The 16,627-nt window shown below is 71.2% G+C and carries 17 protein-coding genes; 10 read left to right on the top strand and 7 right to left on the bottom strand.

The window, feature by feature from the left end; translation table 11 throughout:
- Positions 1-5: 5 nt before the first annotated feature.
- The 4 genes from HLK59_RS18305 to purU all read left to right on the top strand — a co-directional run bounded on the left by HLK59_RS18305 (position 6) and on the right by purU (position 4,790).
- Entirely contained in the window at positions 6-287 is a 282-nt protein-coding gene (locus HLK59_RS18305; protein WP_171142520.1) for a sarcosine oxidase subunit delta, read from the top strand.
- Positions 284-3,136 (top strand): sarcosine oxidase subunit alpha family protein, encoded by a 2,853-nt coding sequence (locus HLK59_RS18300; protein WP_171142519.1) that lies wholly within the window; start codon positions 284-286, stop codon positions 3,134-3,136. The genes HLK59_RS18305 and HLK59_RS18300 overlap by 4 nt, the downstream gene beginning before the upstream one ends.
- Entirely contained in the window at positions 3,129-3,737 is a 609-nt protein-coding gene (locus tag HLK59_RS18295) for a sarcosine oxidase subunit gamma family protein (RefSeq protein ID WP_171142518.1), read from the top strand. The genes HLK59_RS18300 and HLK59_RS18295 overlap by 8 nt, the downstream gene beginning before the upstream one ends.
- Before the next feature lie 132 nt (positions 3,738-3,869).
- A complete protein-coding gene (gene purU, locus HLK59_RS18290) occupies positions 3,870-4,790 on the top strand; it encodes a formyltetrahydrofolate deformylase (protein ID WP_171142517.1) in 921 nt (306 codons plus the stop codon).
- Positions 4,791-4,871: 81 nt separating this feature from the next.
- Here the strand turns inward: purU and HLK59_RS18285 are convergent, their stop codons facing one another.
- Both HLK59_RS18285 and HLK59_RS18280 read right to left on the bottom strand, forming a co-directional pair.
- On the bottom strand, positions 4,872-5,927 hold the full coding sequence (locus tag HLK59_RS18285) for a low specificity L-threonine aldolase (protein WP_171142516.1): 1,056 nt from the start codon (positions 5,925-5,927) through the stop codon (positions 4,872-4,874).
- A gap of 2 nt (positions 5,928-5,929) precedes the next feature.
- Positions 5,930-6,595, bottom strand: coding sequence for a TetR/AcrR family transcriptional regulator C-terminal domain-containing protein (locus HLK59_RS18280; protein ID WP_171142515.1), 666 nt, complete (start codon positions 6,593-6,595; stop codon positions 5,930-5,932).
- Positions 6,596-6,668: 73 nt separating this feature from the next.
- Between HLK59_RS18280 and HLK59_RS18275 the strand changes: the two genes are divergently transcribed.
- Positions 6,669-7,625 (top strand): threonine/serine dehydratase, encoded by a 957-nt coding sequence (locus HLK59_RS18275; protein WP_171142514.1) that lies wholly within the window; start codon positions 6,669-6,671, stop codon positions 7,623-7,625.
- Between the two features lie 21 nt (positions 7,626-7,646).
- Here HLK59_RS18275 and HLK59_RS18270 read toward each other — a convergent pair whose 3' ends face one another.
- The gene (locus HLK59_RS18270) at positions 7,647-8,315 is read right to left on the bottom strand and encodes an NAD(P)-binding oxidoreductase (RefSeq protein WP_171142513.1); all 669 of its coding nucleotides are present in this window, start codon (positions 8,313-8,315) and stop codon (positions 7,647-7,649) included.
- A 105-nt stretch (positions 8,316-8,420) separates the two neighbouring features.
- Here HLK59_RS18270 and HLK59_RS18265 point away from each other — a divergent pair, with 105 nt between their 5' ends.
- A complete protein-coding gene (locus tag HLK59_RS18265; protein WP_171142512.1) occupies positions 8,421-9,206 on the top strand; it encodes an MBL fold metallo-hydrolase in 786 nt (261 codons plus the stop codon).
- A gap of 282 nt (positions 9,207-9,488) precedes the next feature.
- Here the strand turns inward: HLK59_RS18265 and HLK59_RS18260 are convergent, their stop codons facing one another.
- Positions 9,489-10,067 carry a TetR family transcriptional regulator gene (locus HLK59_RS18260; RefSeq protein ID WP_171142511.1) on the bottom strand — a complete coding sequence of 193 codons (579 nt, stop codon included), beginning with the start codon at positions 10,065-10,067 and terminating at the stop codon, positions 9,489-9,491.
- 95 nt (positions 10,068-10,162) lie between these two features.
- Between HLK59_RS18260 and HLK59_RS18255 the strand changes: the two genes are divergently transcribed.
- Positions 10,163-12,364, top strand: coding sequence for an MMPL family transporter (locus HLK59_RS18255; RefSeq protein WP_171142510.1), 2,202 nt, complete (start codon positions 10,163-10,165; stop codon positions 12,362-12,364).
- A gap of 58 nt (positions 12,365-12,422) precedes the next feature.
- Here HLK59_RS18255 and HLK59_RS18250 read toward each other — a convergent pair whose 3' ends face one another.
- The 3 genes from HLK59_RS18250 to HLK59_RS18240 all read right to left on the bottom strand — a co-directional run bounded on the left by HLK59_RS18250 (position 12,423) and on the right by HLK59_RS18240 (position 14,432).
- Positions 12,423-13,082: a TetR/AcrR family transcriptional regulator C-terminal domain-containing protein gene (locus tag HLK59_RS18250; protein WP_206327276.1), complete on the bottom strand. Its 660-nt coding sequence runs from the start codon at positions 13,080-13,082 to the stop codon at positions 12,423-12,425.
- Between the two features lie 67 nt (positions 13,083-13,149).
- Complete coding sequence (locus tag HLK59_RS18245; protein WP_346779758.1) at positions 13,150-13,740, bottom strand: helix-turn-helix domain-containing protein; 591 nt, start codon at positions 13,738-13,740, stop codon at positions 13,150-13,152.
- 2 nt (positions 13,741-13,742) lie between these two features.
- The gene (locus tag HLK59_RS18240; RefSeq protein WP_171142508.1) at positions 13,743-14,432 is read right to left on the bottom strand and encodes a TetR/AcrR family transcriptional regulator C-terminal domain-containing protein; all 690 of its coding nucleotides are present in this window, start codon (positions 14,430-14,432) and stop codon (positions 13,743-13,745) included.
- 121 nt (positions 14,433-14,553) lie between these two features.
- Here HLK59_RS18240 and HLK59_RS18235 point away from each other — a divergent pair, with 121 nt between their 5' ends.
- Genes HLK59_RS18235 through HLK59_RS18225 form a run of 3 tightly spaced genes read left to right on the top strand, consistent with a single transcriptional unit; the run spans position 14,554 to position 16,603 of the window.
- On the top strand, positions 14,554-15,543 hold the full coding sequence (locus tag HLK59_RS18235; RefSeq protein ID WP_171142507.1) for a zinc-binding dehydrogenase: 990 nt from the start codon (positions 14,554-14,556) through the stop codon (positions 15,541-15,543).
- The gene (locus HLK59_RS18230) at positions 15,540-16,058 is read left to right on the top strand and encodes a VOC family protein (protein ID WP_171142506.1); all 519 of its coding nucleotides are present in this window, start codon (positions 15,540-15,542) and stop codon (positions 16,056-16,058) included. The genes HLK59_RS18235 and HLK59_RS18230 overlap by 4 nt, the downstream gene beginning before the upstream one ends.
- A gap of 35 nt (positions 16,059-16,093) precedes the next feature.
- Positions 16,094-16,603, top strand: a complete 510-nt coding sequence (locus HLK59_RS18225) for a carboxymuconolactone decarboxylase family protein (RefSeq protein ID WP_171142505.1) — start codon at positions 16,094-16,096, stop codon at positions 16,601-16,603.
- Positions 16,604-16,627: the final 24 nt, after the last annotated feature.

Below are 16,627 nucleotides of genomic sequence, written 5' to 3'. Positions count from 1 at the left end.
ACGCCATGCTGCTGATCAGCTGCCCCTGGTGCGGTCCGCGCGACGAGACCGAGTACCACTACGGCGGGCAGGCCCACGTCCCCTATCCGCAGACCCCCGCCGACCTCACCGACGAGCAGTGGGCCGAGTACGTCTTCTACCGCGACAACCCCAAGGGCCCCTTCGCCGAACGCTGGGTGCACAGCACCGGCTGCCGCCGCTGGTTCAACGTCCTGCGCGACACCGTCAGCAACGAGTTGCTGGCCATCTACCGGCTCGACGAGCCGCGCCCGGGAGGGAACCGATGACCGACCAGCGTTTCCGGCTGCCGCGGGGCGGCCGTGTCGACCGCGGCACCTCGCTCCGATTCACCGTCGACGGACGGGAGTTGACCGGACACCCGGGCGACACCATCGCCTCGGCCATGCTGGCGAACGGTGTCGTCGAGGTCGCCCCGTCGCTCTACCGCGGCCGCCCGCGCGGCATCGTCGCCGCGGGTGTCGAGGAGCCCAACGCCCTGGTGCAGCTGGACGGTTCCTGCTCGGAGGGCATGCTCCCGGCCACGACCGTGGAGCTGTACGACGGCCTGTCCGCCACCACGCTCTCCGGGATGGGCCGGCTGGACCCGACCCCCGACCCGGCCGGTTACGACAAGAAGTACGCCCACACCGACGTCCTGGTCGTCGGCGCCGGACCCGCCGGTCTCGCGGCCGCCGCCGCTGCGGCCGGCTCCGGTGCCCGGGTGATCCTGGTCGACGACCAGCGTGAGGCGGGCGGTTCGCTGCTCTCCGCCGCGCGGTCCGACCTCCGGTGGGTCGCCGACGTCCGCGCGGCCCTCGATGCCGCTCCCGAGGTCGTCGTACTGCACCGCACCACGGCTTTCGGGTCGTACGACGACAACTACGTGCTGGCGCTGCAACGGCGCACCGACCACCTGGGATCCGACGCTCCCGAGGGTGTCTCACGGCAGCGGCTGTGGCACATCCGGGCCCGCCAGGTGATCCTGGCGACCGGCGCGCACGAGCGTCCGCTGGTCTTCGCCGGCAACGACCGGCCCGGTGTGATGCTCGCGGGGGCCGTCCGCACGTACCTCAACCGGTATGCCGTGGCGCCGGGTTCACGGGCCGTGGTGAGCACGACCAACGACAGCGCCTACGACACCGTCGCCGATCTGCACGCGGCGGGCATCGACCTCGCCGCCGTCGTGGACGCGCGGCCCGAACTCTCCGACCGTGCCGCCGAGATCGCCGCGGCGACCGGGGTGCGGGTGCTGACGGGCAGCGCGGTGGTCGACACGACGGGAGACGGCCGGCTCACCGGAGTCACCGTCCAGGCCCTCGACGCCGAAGGTCAACTCACGGGCGCCGCCCAGTCGTTCGACTGCAACCTGCTCGCCGTGTCCGGTGGCTGGAGCCCGGTGGTGCACCTGCACAGCCAACGCCAGGGCAGGCTTCGCTGGGACTCCGGACTGGTCGCCTTCGTGCCCGACGGGACCGTACGCGACCAGCGGGTCGTGGGCGCCGCGCGCGGGACGTACGACCTCGACGGCTGCGTGGCCGAGGGAGCGCGGGCGGGTGCGCTGGCCGCGGAGGCGGCTGGGTTCCCGGTCGCCGTACCGTCCGCCGCCCCGCGGTTCACGCCCGGCCCGACGCGGGCCCTGTGGCTGGTGCCCGCCCCCGACGGGGAACCGGGCACCTGGGACACCCACTTCGTCGACCTCCAGCGTGACGTCACCGTCGCCGACATCTGGCGCTCCACCGGCGCCGGCATGCGCGGTGTCGAGCACGTCAAGCGCTACACCTCGCTCGGCACGGCCAACGACCAGGGCAAGACGTCGGGCGTCAACGCGATCGGGGTGATCGCCGAGGCGCTCGGCGGTTCGCTGGGAGAGATCGGCACCACCGCCTACCGCGCGCCGTACACGCCGATCGCCTTCGCGGCCCTGGCGGGACGGGAACGCGGCGAGCTGTTCGATCCGGAGCGGACCACGTCCGTGCACACCTGGCATGTCGCGCACGGCGCGAAGTTCGAGGACGTCGGCCAGTGGAAGCGCCCCTGGTACTTCCCGCTGCCCGGTGAGGACATGGACACCGCCGTGGCCCGCGAGTGCCGTGCGGCCCGTGCGGGAGTGGCGGTCATGGACGCCTCCACCCTCGGCAAGATCGAGATCTGGGGCGCGGACGCGGGCGAGTTCCTCAACCGCGTCTACACCAACGCCTTCAAGAAGCTCAAGCCCGGCATGGCCCGCTACGGCGTCATGTGCAAGCCCGACGGCATGATCTTCGACGACGGCGTGACCCTCCGCCTCGACGACAACCGCTACTTCATGACCACCACGACCGGCGGCGCCGCGAACGTCCTTGACTGGCTGGAGGAATGGCTCCAGACCGAGTGGCCCGAACTCGACGTGCACTGCACCTCGGTGACCGAGCAGTGGACGACGATCGCGGTCGTGGGGCCGAAGTCACGCGAGGTCGTCGCGCGGCTCGCGCCCGAACTCGACCTGTCCGCCGAGGCGTTCCCGTTCATGGCCTTCCGCGAGACCACCCTGGCCTCCGGCATCCCGGCCCGCGTCTGCCGGATCTCCTTCTCCGGCGAACTCGCCTACGAGATCAACGTCTCCGCGTGGTACGGCCTCGCCGTCTGGGAGCAGGTGTACGCGGCCGGACAGCCGTACGGCATCACCCCCTACGGCACCGAGACCATGCACGTCCTGCGCGCTGAGAAGGGCTACATCATCGTCGGCCAGGACACCGACGGCACCGTCACCCCGCAGGACGCGGGCATGTCCTGGGTGGTCTCCCGGCAGAAGGACTTCGTCGGAAAGCGGTCCTACACCCGCGCCGACACCTCCCGCACCGACCGCAAGCAACTCGTCGGCCTGCTGCCGGCCGACCGCACGACCCGGTTGCCCGAGGGCACTCAACTCGTGCCCCCGGACACCCCCTTGGAGACGGTGCCCGTGCCGATGCTCGGCCACGTCACCTCCAGCTACCACAGCCCGGCCCTCGGCCGCCCCTTCGCGCTCGCCCTCGTCGCCGACGGACGGGCCAGGATCGGCCAGACCCTGCTCGCCCCGGTGGGCGAGGACCTGGTGCCCGTCGAGGTGGCCGACTTCGTCCTCTACGACCCCGAAGGGACCAAGCGAGATGGCTGAGCGGATCACCGCATCGCGTACCAGCCCCGTGGCGCATCTGGAGGAGCGGATGCGGGCCGCCACCGTCAGTGGCGCCCGGGGCGTTTCCCTGGCCGAGTGGCCGTACATCACCATGGTGAACCTGCGTGTCGACCCCTCCTCCGAGGCGGCCGACCGTATCGGGAAGACGCTGGGGGCCCCGCTCCCCCGGCGGTGCGGACACACCGGTGTGTCCGGCCCTCATACGGTCGTGTGGCTCGGCCCCGACGAGTGGCTCGTGCTCTCCCAGGCCGAAGGGGCCACCGTGGCCTCCGAGTTGCGGGAGGCACTCGCAGGAGACCCGGGCTCGGTCGTGGACGTCTCGGCGAACCGCACCACGCTGGAGCTGAGCGGCCCGGCCGCCCGGCAGGTCCTGGAGAAGGGCTGCCCGCTCGACCTCCATCCCCGTGCCCTGGGTCCCGGCCAGGCGGTGTCGACCACGGTCGGCCCGGTCGCGGTACTGCTCTGGCAGGTCGACGACGCACCGACGTACCGGCTCTTCCCGCGCTCCTCGTTCGCCGACTACCTGGCCCGCTGGCTCATCGACGCGATGAGCGAGTACCAGGGTCCGGAGATCCCCTGACGCCACCGGCGCCGAGGCCGAGGCCGTCAAGACCATGCGCGACACCGGCCGGGACATGAAGGTCGACTACGTCGCACACCAGGAGACCGCCCGCGGCGGTCTCGCCGTCAACGTCATCGAATGCCGACTCCCATGACTGATTCCCTGGCTCCCGCCACGTCCCCCGCCCTCTGCGACGCAACGACCGATCCCGCCGCGGAACCGGTCGAGCACGTCCTCACCCTCGACTGTCCTGAGGCTCCCGGGATCGTTCTCGCCGTCTCGCAGTTCCTGGTCGAGCACGGCAGCGACATCATCGACAACCAGCAGTTCGGCGACCGCCGGGACGGCCACTTCTTCATGCGGGTGCACTTCGCCGCTTCCGGTGGCGAGAGCACCACGCGAACCCTGCGCCGCGGCTTCGCCGCCGTGGCCGCCCCGTTCGCCATGCGGTGGCACCTCGAACCGGTCGGCACCCGGCGCCGCGTGCTGATCATGGTGTCCCGCTACGGCCACTGCCTCAACGACCTGCTCTACCGCGCCCGCAGCGGCGACGTGCCCGTCGAAGTGGTCGGGGTGGTCTCCAACCACCCCGACCACGAGTCACTCGTCACCTGGCACGGCATCCCGTTCTTCCACGTGCCGGTCACCGCCGCGACCAAACCCGAGGCCGAGACCCGGCTCCTGGAGATCATCGACTCGTTCGCCGTCGACCTGGTCGTGCTGGCGCGCTACATGCAAGTGCTCTCCGACGACCTGTGCAGCCGGCTGCCCGGCCGGGTGATCAACATCCACCACTCGTTCCTGCCCAGCTTCAAGGGCGCCAAGCCCTACCACCAGGCCCACGAACGCGGCGTCAAGCTCGTCGGCGCGACGGCCCACTACGTCACCGCCGACCTCGACGAAGGCCCGATCATCGCCCAGGAGGTCATCGGCGTCGACCACAGCCACGCCCCCGACGAGCTGGCCGCCATCGGCCGCGACGCGGAGTCGGCGGCCCTGGCCCGAGCGGTCCGTTGGCACTGCGAGGGCCGCGTGTTCGTCAAGGGCAGGCGCACGGTGGTCCTGCGCTGACGGTCGCGGTCTCCGGCGTACGGGGTCAGGTGCCCGGCGTCGCAGGGGTACCCGACTCGTCAGAAGTCCCGTTCGCTGAGATCAGACGGTGTGTCGGCGAACGGCGTGGAGCAGGTCGTCGACGTCCTGTTCCGTGGTCGCGAAGGAGGTGACGAAGCGGACGACGCCCGGCTCCCAGCGGTCGTGGTAGAAGCCGTAGCCGTCCGACAGGAGCCCGTCGACGGTCTGCCGGGGCAGGCGGCAGAAGAGGATGTTGGCCTCGGCGGCGCCGAGCAGTCCGACCTCGGTGATGGTCTTCAGGCCTTCCTGGAGGCGGGCGGCCATGGCATTGGCGTGGGTCGCGTTCCGCAACCACAGGTCGTCGGTCAGGTACGCGTCCAACTGGGCGGCGTGGAAACGCGTCTTGGCGGACAGCTGGCCGGCACGCTTGGCACGGAAGGCCAGTTCGGCGGTGCGGGAGCGGTCGAAGACGACGATCGCGTCGGCGGTCATCGTGCCGTTCTTGGTGGCCCCGAACGACAGCAGGTCGACACCGGCCCGCCAGGTCAGCTCGGCGGGGCTGCACCCGAGGGCGGCGACGGCTCCGGCGAAGCGCGCACCGTCCATGTGCAGGCGCAGGCCCGCCTCCTTGGCGACGGGCCCCAGGGTGTGGAGCTCGTCGAGGGAGTAGACGGCACCGGTCTCCGTCGCCTGGGTGACGCTCACCACCGAGGGCTCCACGCTGTGCACGTCCCCGGCCTTGTGCCGTACGGCCGCCCGCAGTTCGTCGGGATCGATCTTGGCGTCGTCGCCGCCGAGCGGGACGAGTTTGGCGCCCGCGGTGTAGAACTCGGGCGCCCCGCACTCGTCGTTGTTGATGTGGCTGTCGCGATGGCACAGCACGCTCCCCCACGGCGGGGTCAGTGCGGCCAGGCTCAGCGCGTTCGCGGCGGAGCCGGTGGAGACCAGCAGCACGTCGACGTCGCACTCGAAGACCTCGCACAGCTTGCGCCGGACATCGCCGGTGATGTCGTCCGCGCCGTACGGCTTGGCCTGGCCGCCGGCCGCCCGGGCTGTCGCTTCGATGATCTCCGGGGAGGCGCCGGCGACGTTGTCGCTGCTGAAGATGCGCGCCGTGGGGACGGTGGTGGTGCTCATGGTCAGGGTCCTTGCTGTGCGTCGGCGGAGGGGGAGGCGGCGGTGGCGCGGATGAGCTGGCGCAGGGCGCCGTAGTAGACCTCGTCGTCGGTCACGGCGGGCACGATCGCGGCGAGGTGTCCGGTCAGCACCGGGAACTCCTCCGGGTCGAGAGCGGCCAGCGCGGTGCGCGTCGCGGCCCGGGTGGCCTTGGGGTCGCGGTGGTCGACGAAACTCGCGCTGCCGAGTGTGAGCAGGTACATCCGCCGGTACGCGGTGATCGCCTCCTCAGGGCTCAGCCCGGCCGCGAGGCTGTCGGCGAGCTGCGGCTCCACCAGGCGGGCCAGCAGGTTCGGCCCGAGCCAGGGCCGCGTCCCGCGCAGGGCGAGCAGCCCGGGGTGGGCGGCGAGCAGCCGGTACAGCGCGGTGAAGCGCGCCTCGGTCGCCGTGGCCCAGTCGGTGCCCGGCTCGATCACGGGGAGGCGGGCGGCCAGGTGGTCGGTGCACAGGTCGAGCAGCCCCGCCAGGTCGGTGCAGCGCCGCTGGAGGGAGGCGAGGGAGATGTCCAGGCGCACGGCGAGCGCCCGGAAGGTCAGCGCCTCGGGGCCGCTCTCGTCGACGAGGAGGAGGGCGGTCTCGGCGATGCGGTCCGGGGTCGCACGGTCCAGGGAGGGTGAGTGGCGCGGCATGCGAGTCACTGTACGATACGTCGTATCGAACAGTCCGGCCGACGAGGGGACGCCCCTCAGCAGGAGCAGCACCGTGCACCAGCTCACCTACGGCGACATCAAGGCCGCCGCGGAACGGATCACCGGCCGGGTCCGTCCCGTCACCCTCGCTCCGGCCGACGCGGACAGCGTGCCGGGGCCGTGCGAGCTGTGGCTGGCGATGGAGTTCATGCAGCACACCGGCTCCTTCAAGGCCCGCGGCGCGCAGAACTTCCTCCAGGCCCACCGCGACGCCGGCACCCTCCCGGACACGGGGGTCACCATCGCCTCCGGTGGCAACGCGGGGCTCGCCTGCGCGTGGGCCGCACGACAAGAGGGCGTCACCGCGACCGTCTTCGTGCCCACCACCGCACCCGCGGTGAAGGTGGCCAAGCTGCGCGCGTACGGCGCCGACGTCCGCCTCGTCGGCGCGGAGTACGCCGAGGCCCTCGCCGCCTGCGAGGAGTTCGCCGGCACCACCGGCGCACTCACCTCCCACGCCTACGACCATCCGCTCATCGCGGCCGGCGCGGGCACCCTCCTGGAGGAGATCCGCACCCGGCTGCCCGGCCTGGACACGGTCGTGGTGGCCGTCGGCGGTGGCGGGCTGTTCACCGGCGTGGCCACCGCCGCCCGGCACCACGGCGTCCGGGTCGTCGCCGTCGAGCCGGAGAACTGCCGGGCCCTGCACGCAGCCGTGGAGTCCGGCCACCCGGTCGACGTCCCCGTGGACTCCGTCGCCGCCGACTCCCTGGGCGCCCGCCGCACCTCGGCGATGGCACTCCACGCGGCCCGGCAGGACCACGTGCGCTGCGTCCTCGTACCGGACAGCGAGATCGTCCGCGCCCGCCAGGCCCTGTGGGACCACCGCCGGCTCGCCGTCGAACACGCTGCCGCCACGGCCCTCGCCGCCCTCACGGCCACCGAGGCCCCCTACCGTCCGGCCCCCGGCGAGAAGGTCGCCGTCGTCCTCTGCGGCGCCAACACCGACCCGAGCGACCTGGTTCGCTGACCGGCGAGACCACGCTCCCCCTCAGGCCCCGTGTCCCAGGGGCTCCCATCCCTTCTCGGTCGTGACGAGCATCCGCTGCCCGGCGAGGCCACTGTCACCGGCGATCTCGACGAGGGCGCGCGCGACGTTCGCGAACGGGAGGGTGGGCAGGCCGGGGACCTTGGCGACCCGGTCGAGGCGCTCGACCGTGGCGGCCGGTGCCGCAGGGGCCTCCTTGAGGTTGACCGGGTAGACGGTCGTCCAGTTCAGGCCGCTCGCAGGCAGGTTCTCCTCCGAGAGCTCCTTGTCCTTGAAGATCGCGGCGACGACCGTGCGATAGACGAGCCGCGCGAAGAACGACGCCTTCGCCGCCGTGTCCCCGACACCGAACGCCGAGACGAGCACGAACCGCTCGACTCCGGCGTCCCGCGCCGCGGCGGTGACGACCGGCAGGGTGCGCCGCATCAGGTCGACGGGCTTCTTCGCGCGCAGGGCGACCCCGATGGCCGAGATCACGGCGTCACCGCCGGCGAAGGCCTTCGCCATGGCCGCCCGGTCGTCCAGCGAACCCCGCACGACGGTCAGCCCGGTCTGCGGCTGTACCGCGTCGGGGTTGCGGACGTAGGCCACGACCTCGTGACCCTGGGACAGGGCTTCCTCGACCACGTGTGAGCCGATGTTGCCGGTGGCACCCAGCACGACGATCTTCATGATTTCTCTCCTCGCCCAGGGGGCATGTATTTGACTTCACTTATATCGTAAGTCTAGCTTGAGCAATATTGACATACGACATAAGTCTCATGGAGGAGACCCGCCATGAAGGTCCACCACCTCAACTGCGGCACGATGCGTCCGCCCGGCGCCCGTCTCGTCTGCCACGTCCTGTTGATCGAGACCGCCGACGCTCTCGTCCTCGTCGACTCCGGCTTCGGCCTCGGCGACATCGCCGACCCCGGGCGGCGCGTCGGACCGGCACGCCGTTTCATCCGGCCGGCGTTCGACCCCGAGGAGACGGCCGCCCGGCAGGTCGAGAGGCTCGGATTCCGCCGGGACGACGTCCGCCACATCGTGCTCACCCACTTCGACGCCGACCACATCGGTGGCCTCTCGGACTTCCCCCACGCCCAGGTCCACCTCACCGCGGACGAGGCGCGCGGGGCCGTCCACTCCCCCTCCTGGCGGGAGCGGATCCGCTACAGCTCAGCCCAGTGGGCACACGGCCCGAAGCTCGTCGAGCACCGTCCCGACGGGGACACATGGCGCGGGTTCGCAGCCGCCAGGGAACTCGACACGATCGCGCCCGGCATCGTCCTCGTCGCTCTCCCGGGCCACACCCGCGGCCACGCCGCCGTGGCGGTCGACGCCGGATCCCGCTGGGTCCTGCACGCCGGTGACGCCTTCTACCACCACGGCACCCTCGACGGCCGCTCCCCCGTCCCCGCCTCCCTGCGCGGCATGGAGACCGTCGTCGCGTTCGACCTGAAGAAGGTCCGCGACAACCACGCCCGCCTCGCCGAGCTGTACCGACGCGCCGATCCCGACCTCACGATCGTCAGCGCCCACGACCCCGACCTGTACGAGAAGGCACGCACCGGCGCGTAGCGGCGGGCTGTGCGGCCGGCGCCTCCAGCGCCTCGGTTCTCCCGCCGGTGTCCGTCAGCGCCGCCTGCCGGGCGAGCGAAGGACAGGAAGCGCCTGCCGTTCGCGACGGTGACCACAGCGACGTACTGCCAGGTGCGGCCGCCGTCGCGCGAAGCGGCCCACACCGGAAAAACGGCTGGAGCGCGCCCCGGGAGCCCCGTACCGGGGCACTCGACCGCGACTTCGTGACGGTCAGTCAGGTACGGGCGGTGCAGGCAGCTCTCTGAGCCGCCCGCGCGTCGATCACCGCCGCAGCGTGGCGGCCCCGGCCCGCAGAAAGGCCATGGCCCCGTCGATGTCGGCGTTCTCGGGGTCGTGGCACAGCTCGCTGACGATCGCCGCCGCGGTGGTGGCCACCATGCGCGGGCCGAAGGCGTCGGGTGCGCTGCCGCTCTCCTCGGCGAACATGCGCGCGCCTTCCTGGACGACTTCCGCGAGGCGCCCGTTGCTGACGGCCTTGATCTGCGGGTTCAGCTCGAACATCCGCTCGGACAGGTCGTCGAGGTCGCTCCGGTTGGCGATCTCCGCACGCAGCCAGTGCTCCAGGGCGTCGAGTGTCAGCCAGCCCTCCCGCCGTTCACGCAGGGCCGCGCCCAGACGTTCGGCGAGTGCGTCGGAGCGGGCGAGCGCCAGTTCCAGCTTGGAGGGGAAGTACAGCGTGACCGTGCGCGGCGAGACCTCGGCCGCCTCGGCGATGTCGGCGATCGTCGTCGCGTCGAATCCACGCTCCGCGAAGAGCAGATACGCGGACCGGAGGATCGCCTCTCTGCGTCGCGCCTTGCTTCGCTCCCGAAGGCCGTCCCGTGGCCCGTCAGTCACCATACCCAAATCTTACCATGCAGAGTTAATTTACAGTCGACTGTAAATATGCCTTAGGGTGCAGCAAGCTCACATCGGAAGACGAAGGGAAGGCGGACATGGCGTCTCGCCTCTACGCATGGGCACGGTTCGCGGTGGCCCACCGCGGCCGGGTCATCGGCGTCTGGCTGCTGCTGCTCGCCGCGGTCGGCGGCCTGGGCATCACCATCCACGGCAAGGTGGCCTCGGACTTCACCGTCCCCGGCATCGAGTCCCAACAGGCCCAGGACCTCCTGGAGAAGAAGTTCCCGGACGCCGCGGGCGGCGTGATCCGCGTGGTGTACGCGGCCCCGAAGGACGGCACCCTGACGGAGTCGAAGGCCGAGGCCGCCATCCGGACGGGGCTCGGCAGGGCCGCCGAGATCTCCGGCGTCGTGCAGGTCACCGACCCCTTCACGACCGGGACGATGTCCGCGGACAAGCGCATCGGCTATGCCGACATCCGCTTCCGGCAGGCCGCCGCCGACGTCACCCAGCAGGCCAAGGACTCCTTGAGCGGCGCGATGGCCCCCGCGAAGAAGGCCGGCCTGGAGGTCGAGTACGGCGGCACCGCGATGAAGGCCCAGACGAAGGTCGGCGGACCGGCCGAACTCGTCGGCGTCGTGGTCGCCCTCGTCGTACTGGCCCTGACCCTCGGCTCGCTGATCGCGGCCGGACTGCCGCTGCTGACCGCCGTGGTGGGCGTGGCCATCGGCGTCCTGGGCGTGAAGTTCATGTCGACCTGGGTGTCGATCACCGGCACGTCCACCGTGCTCGCCCTCATGATCGGCCTCGCGGTGGGCATCGACTACGCCCTGTTCATCATCTCCCGCCACCGCGAACAGCTCGCCGACCCCGGCATGGACGCCGAGGAGTCCGTCGCGCGGGCCGTGGCGACGGCGGGCAGCGCGGTCGTCTTCGCCGGTGCGACGGTCATCATCGCCCTGGCCGCCCTGTGCGCCACGGGCATCCCCTTCCTGGCCGTCATGGGCCTGTCCGCCGCCGCCACGGTGCTGATCGCCGTCCTCATCGCCGTCAGCCTGGTGCCGGCCGTACTCGGCCTGCTCGGTGAGCGGCTCCGCCCCCGCGCCGGGAAGCCTCGTCCCGGCCGTCGCGAGCGAGCCCCCGGCGCCTGGGGTCTGGCCTGGGCCCGCGCGGTCACCCGCAAGCCGCTGATCGTGCTGCTGGCCGGCGTGATCGCCCTGCTCGCGCTCGCCCTGCCGGCCCGCAACCTGCGTCTGGGACTGCCCAGTTACGCCTCGGACCCCACCACCAGTACCCAGCACAAGAGCTACGACCTGCTCACCGAGGGCTTCGGACCGGGCTTCAACGCCACCCTCGTCGCCGTGGTCGACACGAAGGCGATACCCGCCGCAAAGATCACGGCCACCGTCACCGACCTGCGCACGTCCCTCGCCGGGGACTCCGACGTGGCGGCCGTCTCCCAGCCGGTGCCCAACGCCGACAAGAGCCTGGTCGTCATGGGCGTCGTACCGAGGACCGGACCAGACGACCAGGCCACCACCGACCTGGTGCACCGCCTCCGCGACAACGCCCCGGCGATCGCCGGGGCAGGCGGCACCCTCTACATCGCCGGACAGACCGCGGCCGCCATCGACGTCGCGCACAAGCTGTCCGGCGCACTGCCCGGCTTCGTCGCGATCATCGTGATCCTGGCCCTGATCCTGCTCACCCTCGCGTTCCGTTCCCTGCTCGTCCCGCTCAAGGCGGCCCTCGGATTCCTGCTCTCCGTGGCCGCGGCCCTGGGCACCACGGTCTGGGTGTTCCAGTACGGCCACCTCAACGGCCCGCTCGCCATCCCCGCCGCCGCCCCGGTCACCAGCTTCCTGCCGGTCCTGCTGATCGGCGTCCTGTTCGGACTCGCCATGGACTACGAGGTCTTCCTCGTCAGCCGGATGCGCGAGCACCACGAGAACACGCTGGACGCACAGCGGGCCGTCGTCCACGGCGTCGCCCGCAGCGGGCGGGTCGTCAGTGCAGCCGCGCTCATCATGGCCGCGGTCTTCGCCGGGTTCGTCTTCAACGAGGACCCGGTCATCAAGTCCATCGGCTTCGCGCTCGCCATCGGTGTCCTCATCGACGCCTTCGTGGTCCGGATGACCCTGGTGCCCGCCGCGATGGCCCTGCTCGGCCGTCGTGCCTGGAGCCTGCCCCGCTGGCTCGACCGCGCTCTGCCCGACGTCGACATCGAGGGCGCCGGCCTTCCCGACCGCACGACGGCGAAGGGCGACGCCGAGCGGCATGAGGTGCCGGTGGGGTGACGCGGGTGGGTCCGCGCTGTCGGGCGGCACGGCGCGCGACAGCGCGGACCCACCGGAGTCAGGAAAGCGCTGCGGCCCGGCGTCGCACCGCGTCGAGCAGGAGCTCCAGGCCGTACTCCATCTCCGCCTCGTGGTCGATCACGGCCAGCTCGGCCGCCGCGGCGGCCACGGCGGGAAGCCCGCCGTCGACGAGTTCCTGCTCGCGCATGGCGGTCACCCCCGGGATGGCACCGGCGTACGTGGGCGCGAACCCCACCTCGCGCGAGAGCGTCCCGATCAGGAAGGCGATGAAGGCCCGCAGCACATGCACGGCGTCGGCGCCTTCCAGCCCGGCGCGGTTCAGGAGGCGCAGCGCGGCCTCGACCACCGGCATGGCGGCAGGGGCGTTCAGGCGCCGGGTCAGCACCAGGGACGCGGAACGGGGGTACCCCAGTGCGGCGGTGCGGAAGGAGTGCGCGAGGTCCCGCATCCCGTCCTCCCACGACATCTCGTCGACCTCGGGAATCCGGATCCCGCTCAGGATCACGTCCGCCATGGCGTCGAGGACATCGGCCTTGTCGTCGACGTGGTTGTACAACGACATGGTCCGCACCCCGACCGCCGCCGCGATCTTGTGGAGGGACAGTTTCTCCATGCCCTCCGTCTCGGCCACGACCAAGGCCTGACGCACGATCTCCGCCCTGGTCAGCGGCCCACGACGGGTCATCCTCTGCGCCATCGCCCATCCCTTCGTCCAACGGCGCACCCCTGCGCCACCTAGCAACTTATCTCATAAGTTTCAAGCGCTATGAGGAATCACGGCAGGTCGAGGCCCGCACGGCGCCCAGAATCGCCGCCCGCGTCCGTTCGAGTACGACGGTCCGCGCATCGGGGTCGTCACATCGCAGGGCGACCGCGACGCCTTGGACGAGGAAGCGGGTCGCGAGTTCATCGGCGGCGCCCTCGCCCAGGAGGGGGGCCAGGCGGGCCGCAAGGGATCGGAAGAGCATGTTCGGCTCACCGGTGAACCCGGTGCCACACAGCAGGGGCAGCAGGGCCGGGCGCGCCTCCGCCAGGGTCAGGACCCTGCGGAGCACACCGTCCAGGGCGGACTCGGCCCCTTCACCACCACGCCCGGCCAGGAGGCGGGGCGTGCCCGACGTCTCTGCGCGCAGGTCCTCCGCGAACCGCCGCGACAGCCCGTCCACGAGGGCCCGCTTGTGCGGAAAGTACTGGTAGAGAGTGCCCGGAGACACGCCCGCATGGCGCGCTACGGCGTTCATGCCGACGGCTTCGACACCGGCGGCCGCGACGAGTTCCTCCGCCGCGTCCAGGATCTGCCCGGCGCGGCGCAGACCACGCTGCTGCCGTCTTCTGCCCCCTGCGGTCGGGTCCACGGTCATGTCCTTCTCGGCCCCCCGTCGTAGGGCACCCCCACCCGCACCGCGAGACCGGCGATGAGCAGTTCGATGCCGTGCTCGAACTCGGCCTGGTGGTCACTCACCGCGAGATAGGGGGCGGCAGCGGACAGGAGCGGATCACCCAGGGCGGACATCTCCTCGACCCGCCGCTGGACCTGGTCCTGCCCGACGGTGCCCACGGTGATGGCCGAGCCCAGCTCCCGCATGATCATGCCGACGATGAACCCGGCGAAGCTCCGCACCACGTGCACGAGCTCCTGGGGCGGGAGCCCGAGTTCGGGGAATCCGGCCAGGGCGCACCGGACGTTCTCCATGGCGGCCGGTGACTGGGTGGGCCGGGTGAGAACCAGGGTGAACGCCTTGGGGTGCCGCAGGGCCGCGGCCCGGAAGGCGGCGGCATGCGCCCGCGCACGCTCCTGCCAGGTCCCGGTGTCGGCTCCGGACAGGTCGACCCCGCCCAGCAGTACCTCGGCGACACCGTCCAGCAGGGCGTCCTTGTTCGGTACGTGGTTGTAGAGCGACATCGTCTCGACGCCCAGCTCACCCGCGAGTCTCCGCAGGGAGAAGGCGTCCGGGCCGTCCCGGTCGATGGCCGCGACCGCGGCGTCGACGACCTTGTCCCGCGACAGGCCGAGCCGCCTGCCCCGGCCGCTGCCTCGGACTTCCATCGGCCCTCCCCACTCTTGACATGACTTATTACGTAAGTCTAGCTTGAGGAAACGGCGTACATACACCGTAAGTTTTTCGGATTCCTTTCCACGTCGTAAACGTCGCAACGGAGAACCAGTGATGACCAGCACCATGCGGGCGCTCATGGGAGGCGCCGGTCCCGAATGGGACGTCCGGGACGTAGGCATACCGGCACCGGGCCCTGGACAGATCCGCGTCCGCGTGCGGGCGGCCGCCGTCAACCGGGCGGACCTGTACATGCTCCAGGGCACGTACAACCCCCGCGCGAAGACGAGCGACCTGTTCACCGCCGGTCTCGAATTCGCCGGCAAGGTCGACGCGATCGGCACCGACGTGCGGCACCGGGCCGTCGGCGACCGCGTCATGGGCGTCACCCTGGGCGCCTTCGCCCCCTACGCCCTGGTCGACCACCGGCATGTGATCACGGTGCCGGAGTCCCTGTCGTGGACCGACGCCGCGGCCCTGCCGGTGGCACTGGCCACCGAGCACGACGCCCTCGCCCAGGGCGGTTTCGGCCTGCGGCAGAGCGTCCTCGTCGTCGGCGCCACCTCGTCGGTCGGCCTGATCGGCGTACAGCTGGCGAAGGCGCTCGGCGCGTCCCAGGTCATCGCGACCACCACCTCCGACAGCAAGGCCGACGCCTTGAAGTCCGTCGGCGCGGACGTCGTCGTCGACACGGCGTCCGAGAACCTCGCCGAGGCCGTGGCCGCCGTCACCGGCGGCGCCGGGGTGGACCTCACCCTGGACCACGTGGGCGGGCAGCTCTTCGCCGACACCTTCCCGGCCACACGCGTCGGCGGCACCGTCGTCAACGTCGGGCGGCTGGCCGGGGCCGAGTCCACCATCGACCTCGACCAGTTGTCGTTCCGGCGTCTGCGCGTACTCGGGACGACCTTCAGCGTGCGCACGCCCGACGAACTCGCCGACGCCTGCGCCGCGCTCGCCACCGACGTCGTACCCGCCGTGGCGGAAGGCAGGGTCCGAGCCGTCGTCGACCGCGTCTTCGCCTTCGACGACGCCAAGTCGGCGGCGGACCACATGCGTTCCAACACAGCCGTAGGAAAGATCGTTCTGGAGGTCACCTCATGAGCCGTGTCTTCGGGCAGATCGCCCAGATCGGATACGTCGTCCGCGACCTGCACTCCGCGATGGAGTTCTGGGTCGCCCAGGGCGTCGGCCCCTGGTTCTACCAGGACCCCGTACAGACGGACTGGTTCACGTACCGGGGCGTCTCCTCCGGTATGCGCATGGCCGCCGCGGTCGCCAACTCCGGTGACGTGCAGATCGAGTTGATCCAGCCCCTCGACGACGAGCCGTCCCTCTACAAGGACTTCCTGGACGCCGGCCACGAGGGCGCGCAGCACGTCGCCTACTGGACGAAGGACTACCAGGAGCTCTACGACCGCGCCCTGTCCCTCGGTTACACCGTCGCCCAGGAGGGTGCGATCCAGGGCGGCCGCTTCGCCTACCTCGACACCGAGACGCACCCCGGCACGGTCATCGAGATCTCCGACATCGGCGGCGCCAAGGGCGAACTCTTCGCCGCGCTGCGCGAGATGGCCGCCGTGTGGGACGGCACCAACCCCATCAACAAGGTCGGCTGACACCGCCGTACGCACGAAGGAGAGGTCCGACGACCATGGACTACCCCGACCTGACCGAACTCCCCGACGACCTGCGGAAGATCGCCGCCGAGCGGTCCGCCGTGAACGTCTACCGCATGGTGTTCCACTCCCCCGCCCTGGCTCCGGCCTTCCTCCAGATGGCCGACGCGATCTTCCAGGGAGCCCTGCCGCACCCCTTGCGCGAACTCGCCATCCTCCGGGTCGGACACACCTACCGGGCACCGTACGAGATCCACCACCACGAGAACATCGGCCGGCTCCTCGGCCTCGACGAGGTCGGCATCGCCGCCGCCGGGAGCGGTTCGGCAGAAGGGCTGACGACAGAGCAGGCGGCGGTCCTCTCCCTGACCGACCGGTTGCTGGAGCAGCACACGCTCACCGAGACGGACCGCGCCGAGGCGCTCTCCCACCTCACCACCGGGCAGCTCTCCGACCTGGTCCTGACCGTCGGCTTCTACCAGTTGGTCTGCAACTTCCTGAACACCTTCGACGTGACGACCGAGGGCGAGAAGGCCCCGTACTGAGCCGTACCCACATCCCTGGAGCCA

It is taken from the genome of Streptomyces sp. S3(2020) (genome assembly GCF_013044505.1).
Classification (GTDB): Bacteria; Actinomycetota; Actinomycetes; order Streptomycetales; family Streptomycetaceae; genus Streptomyces.
This window is presented reverse-complemented; position numbering and strand designations above follow the sequence as displayed.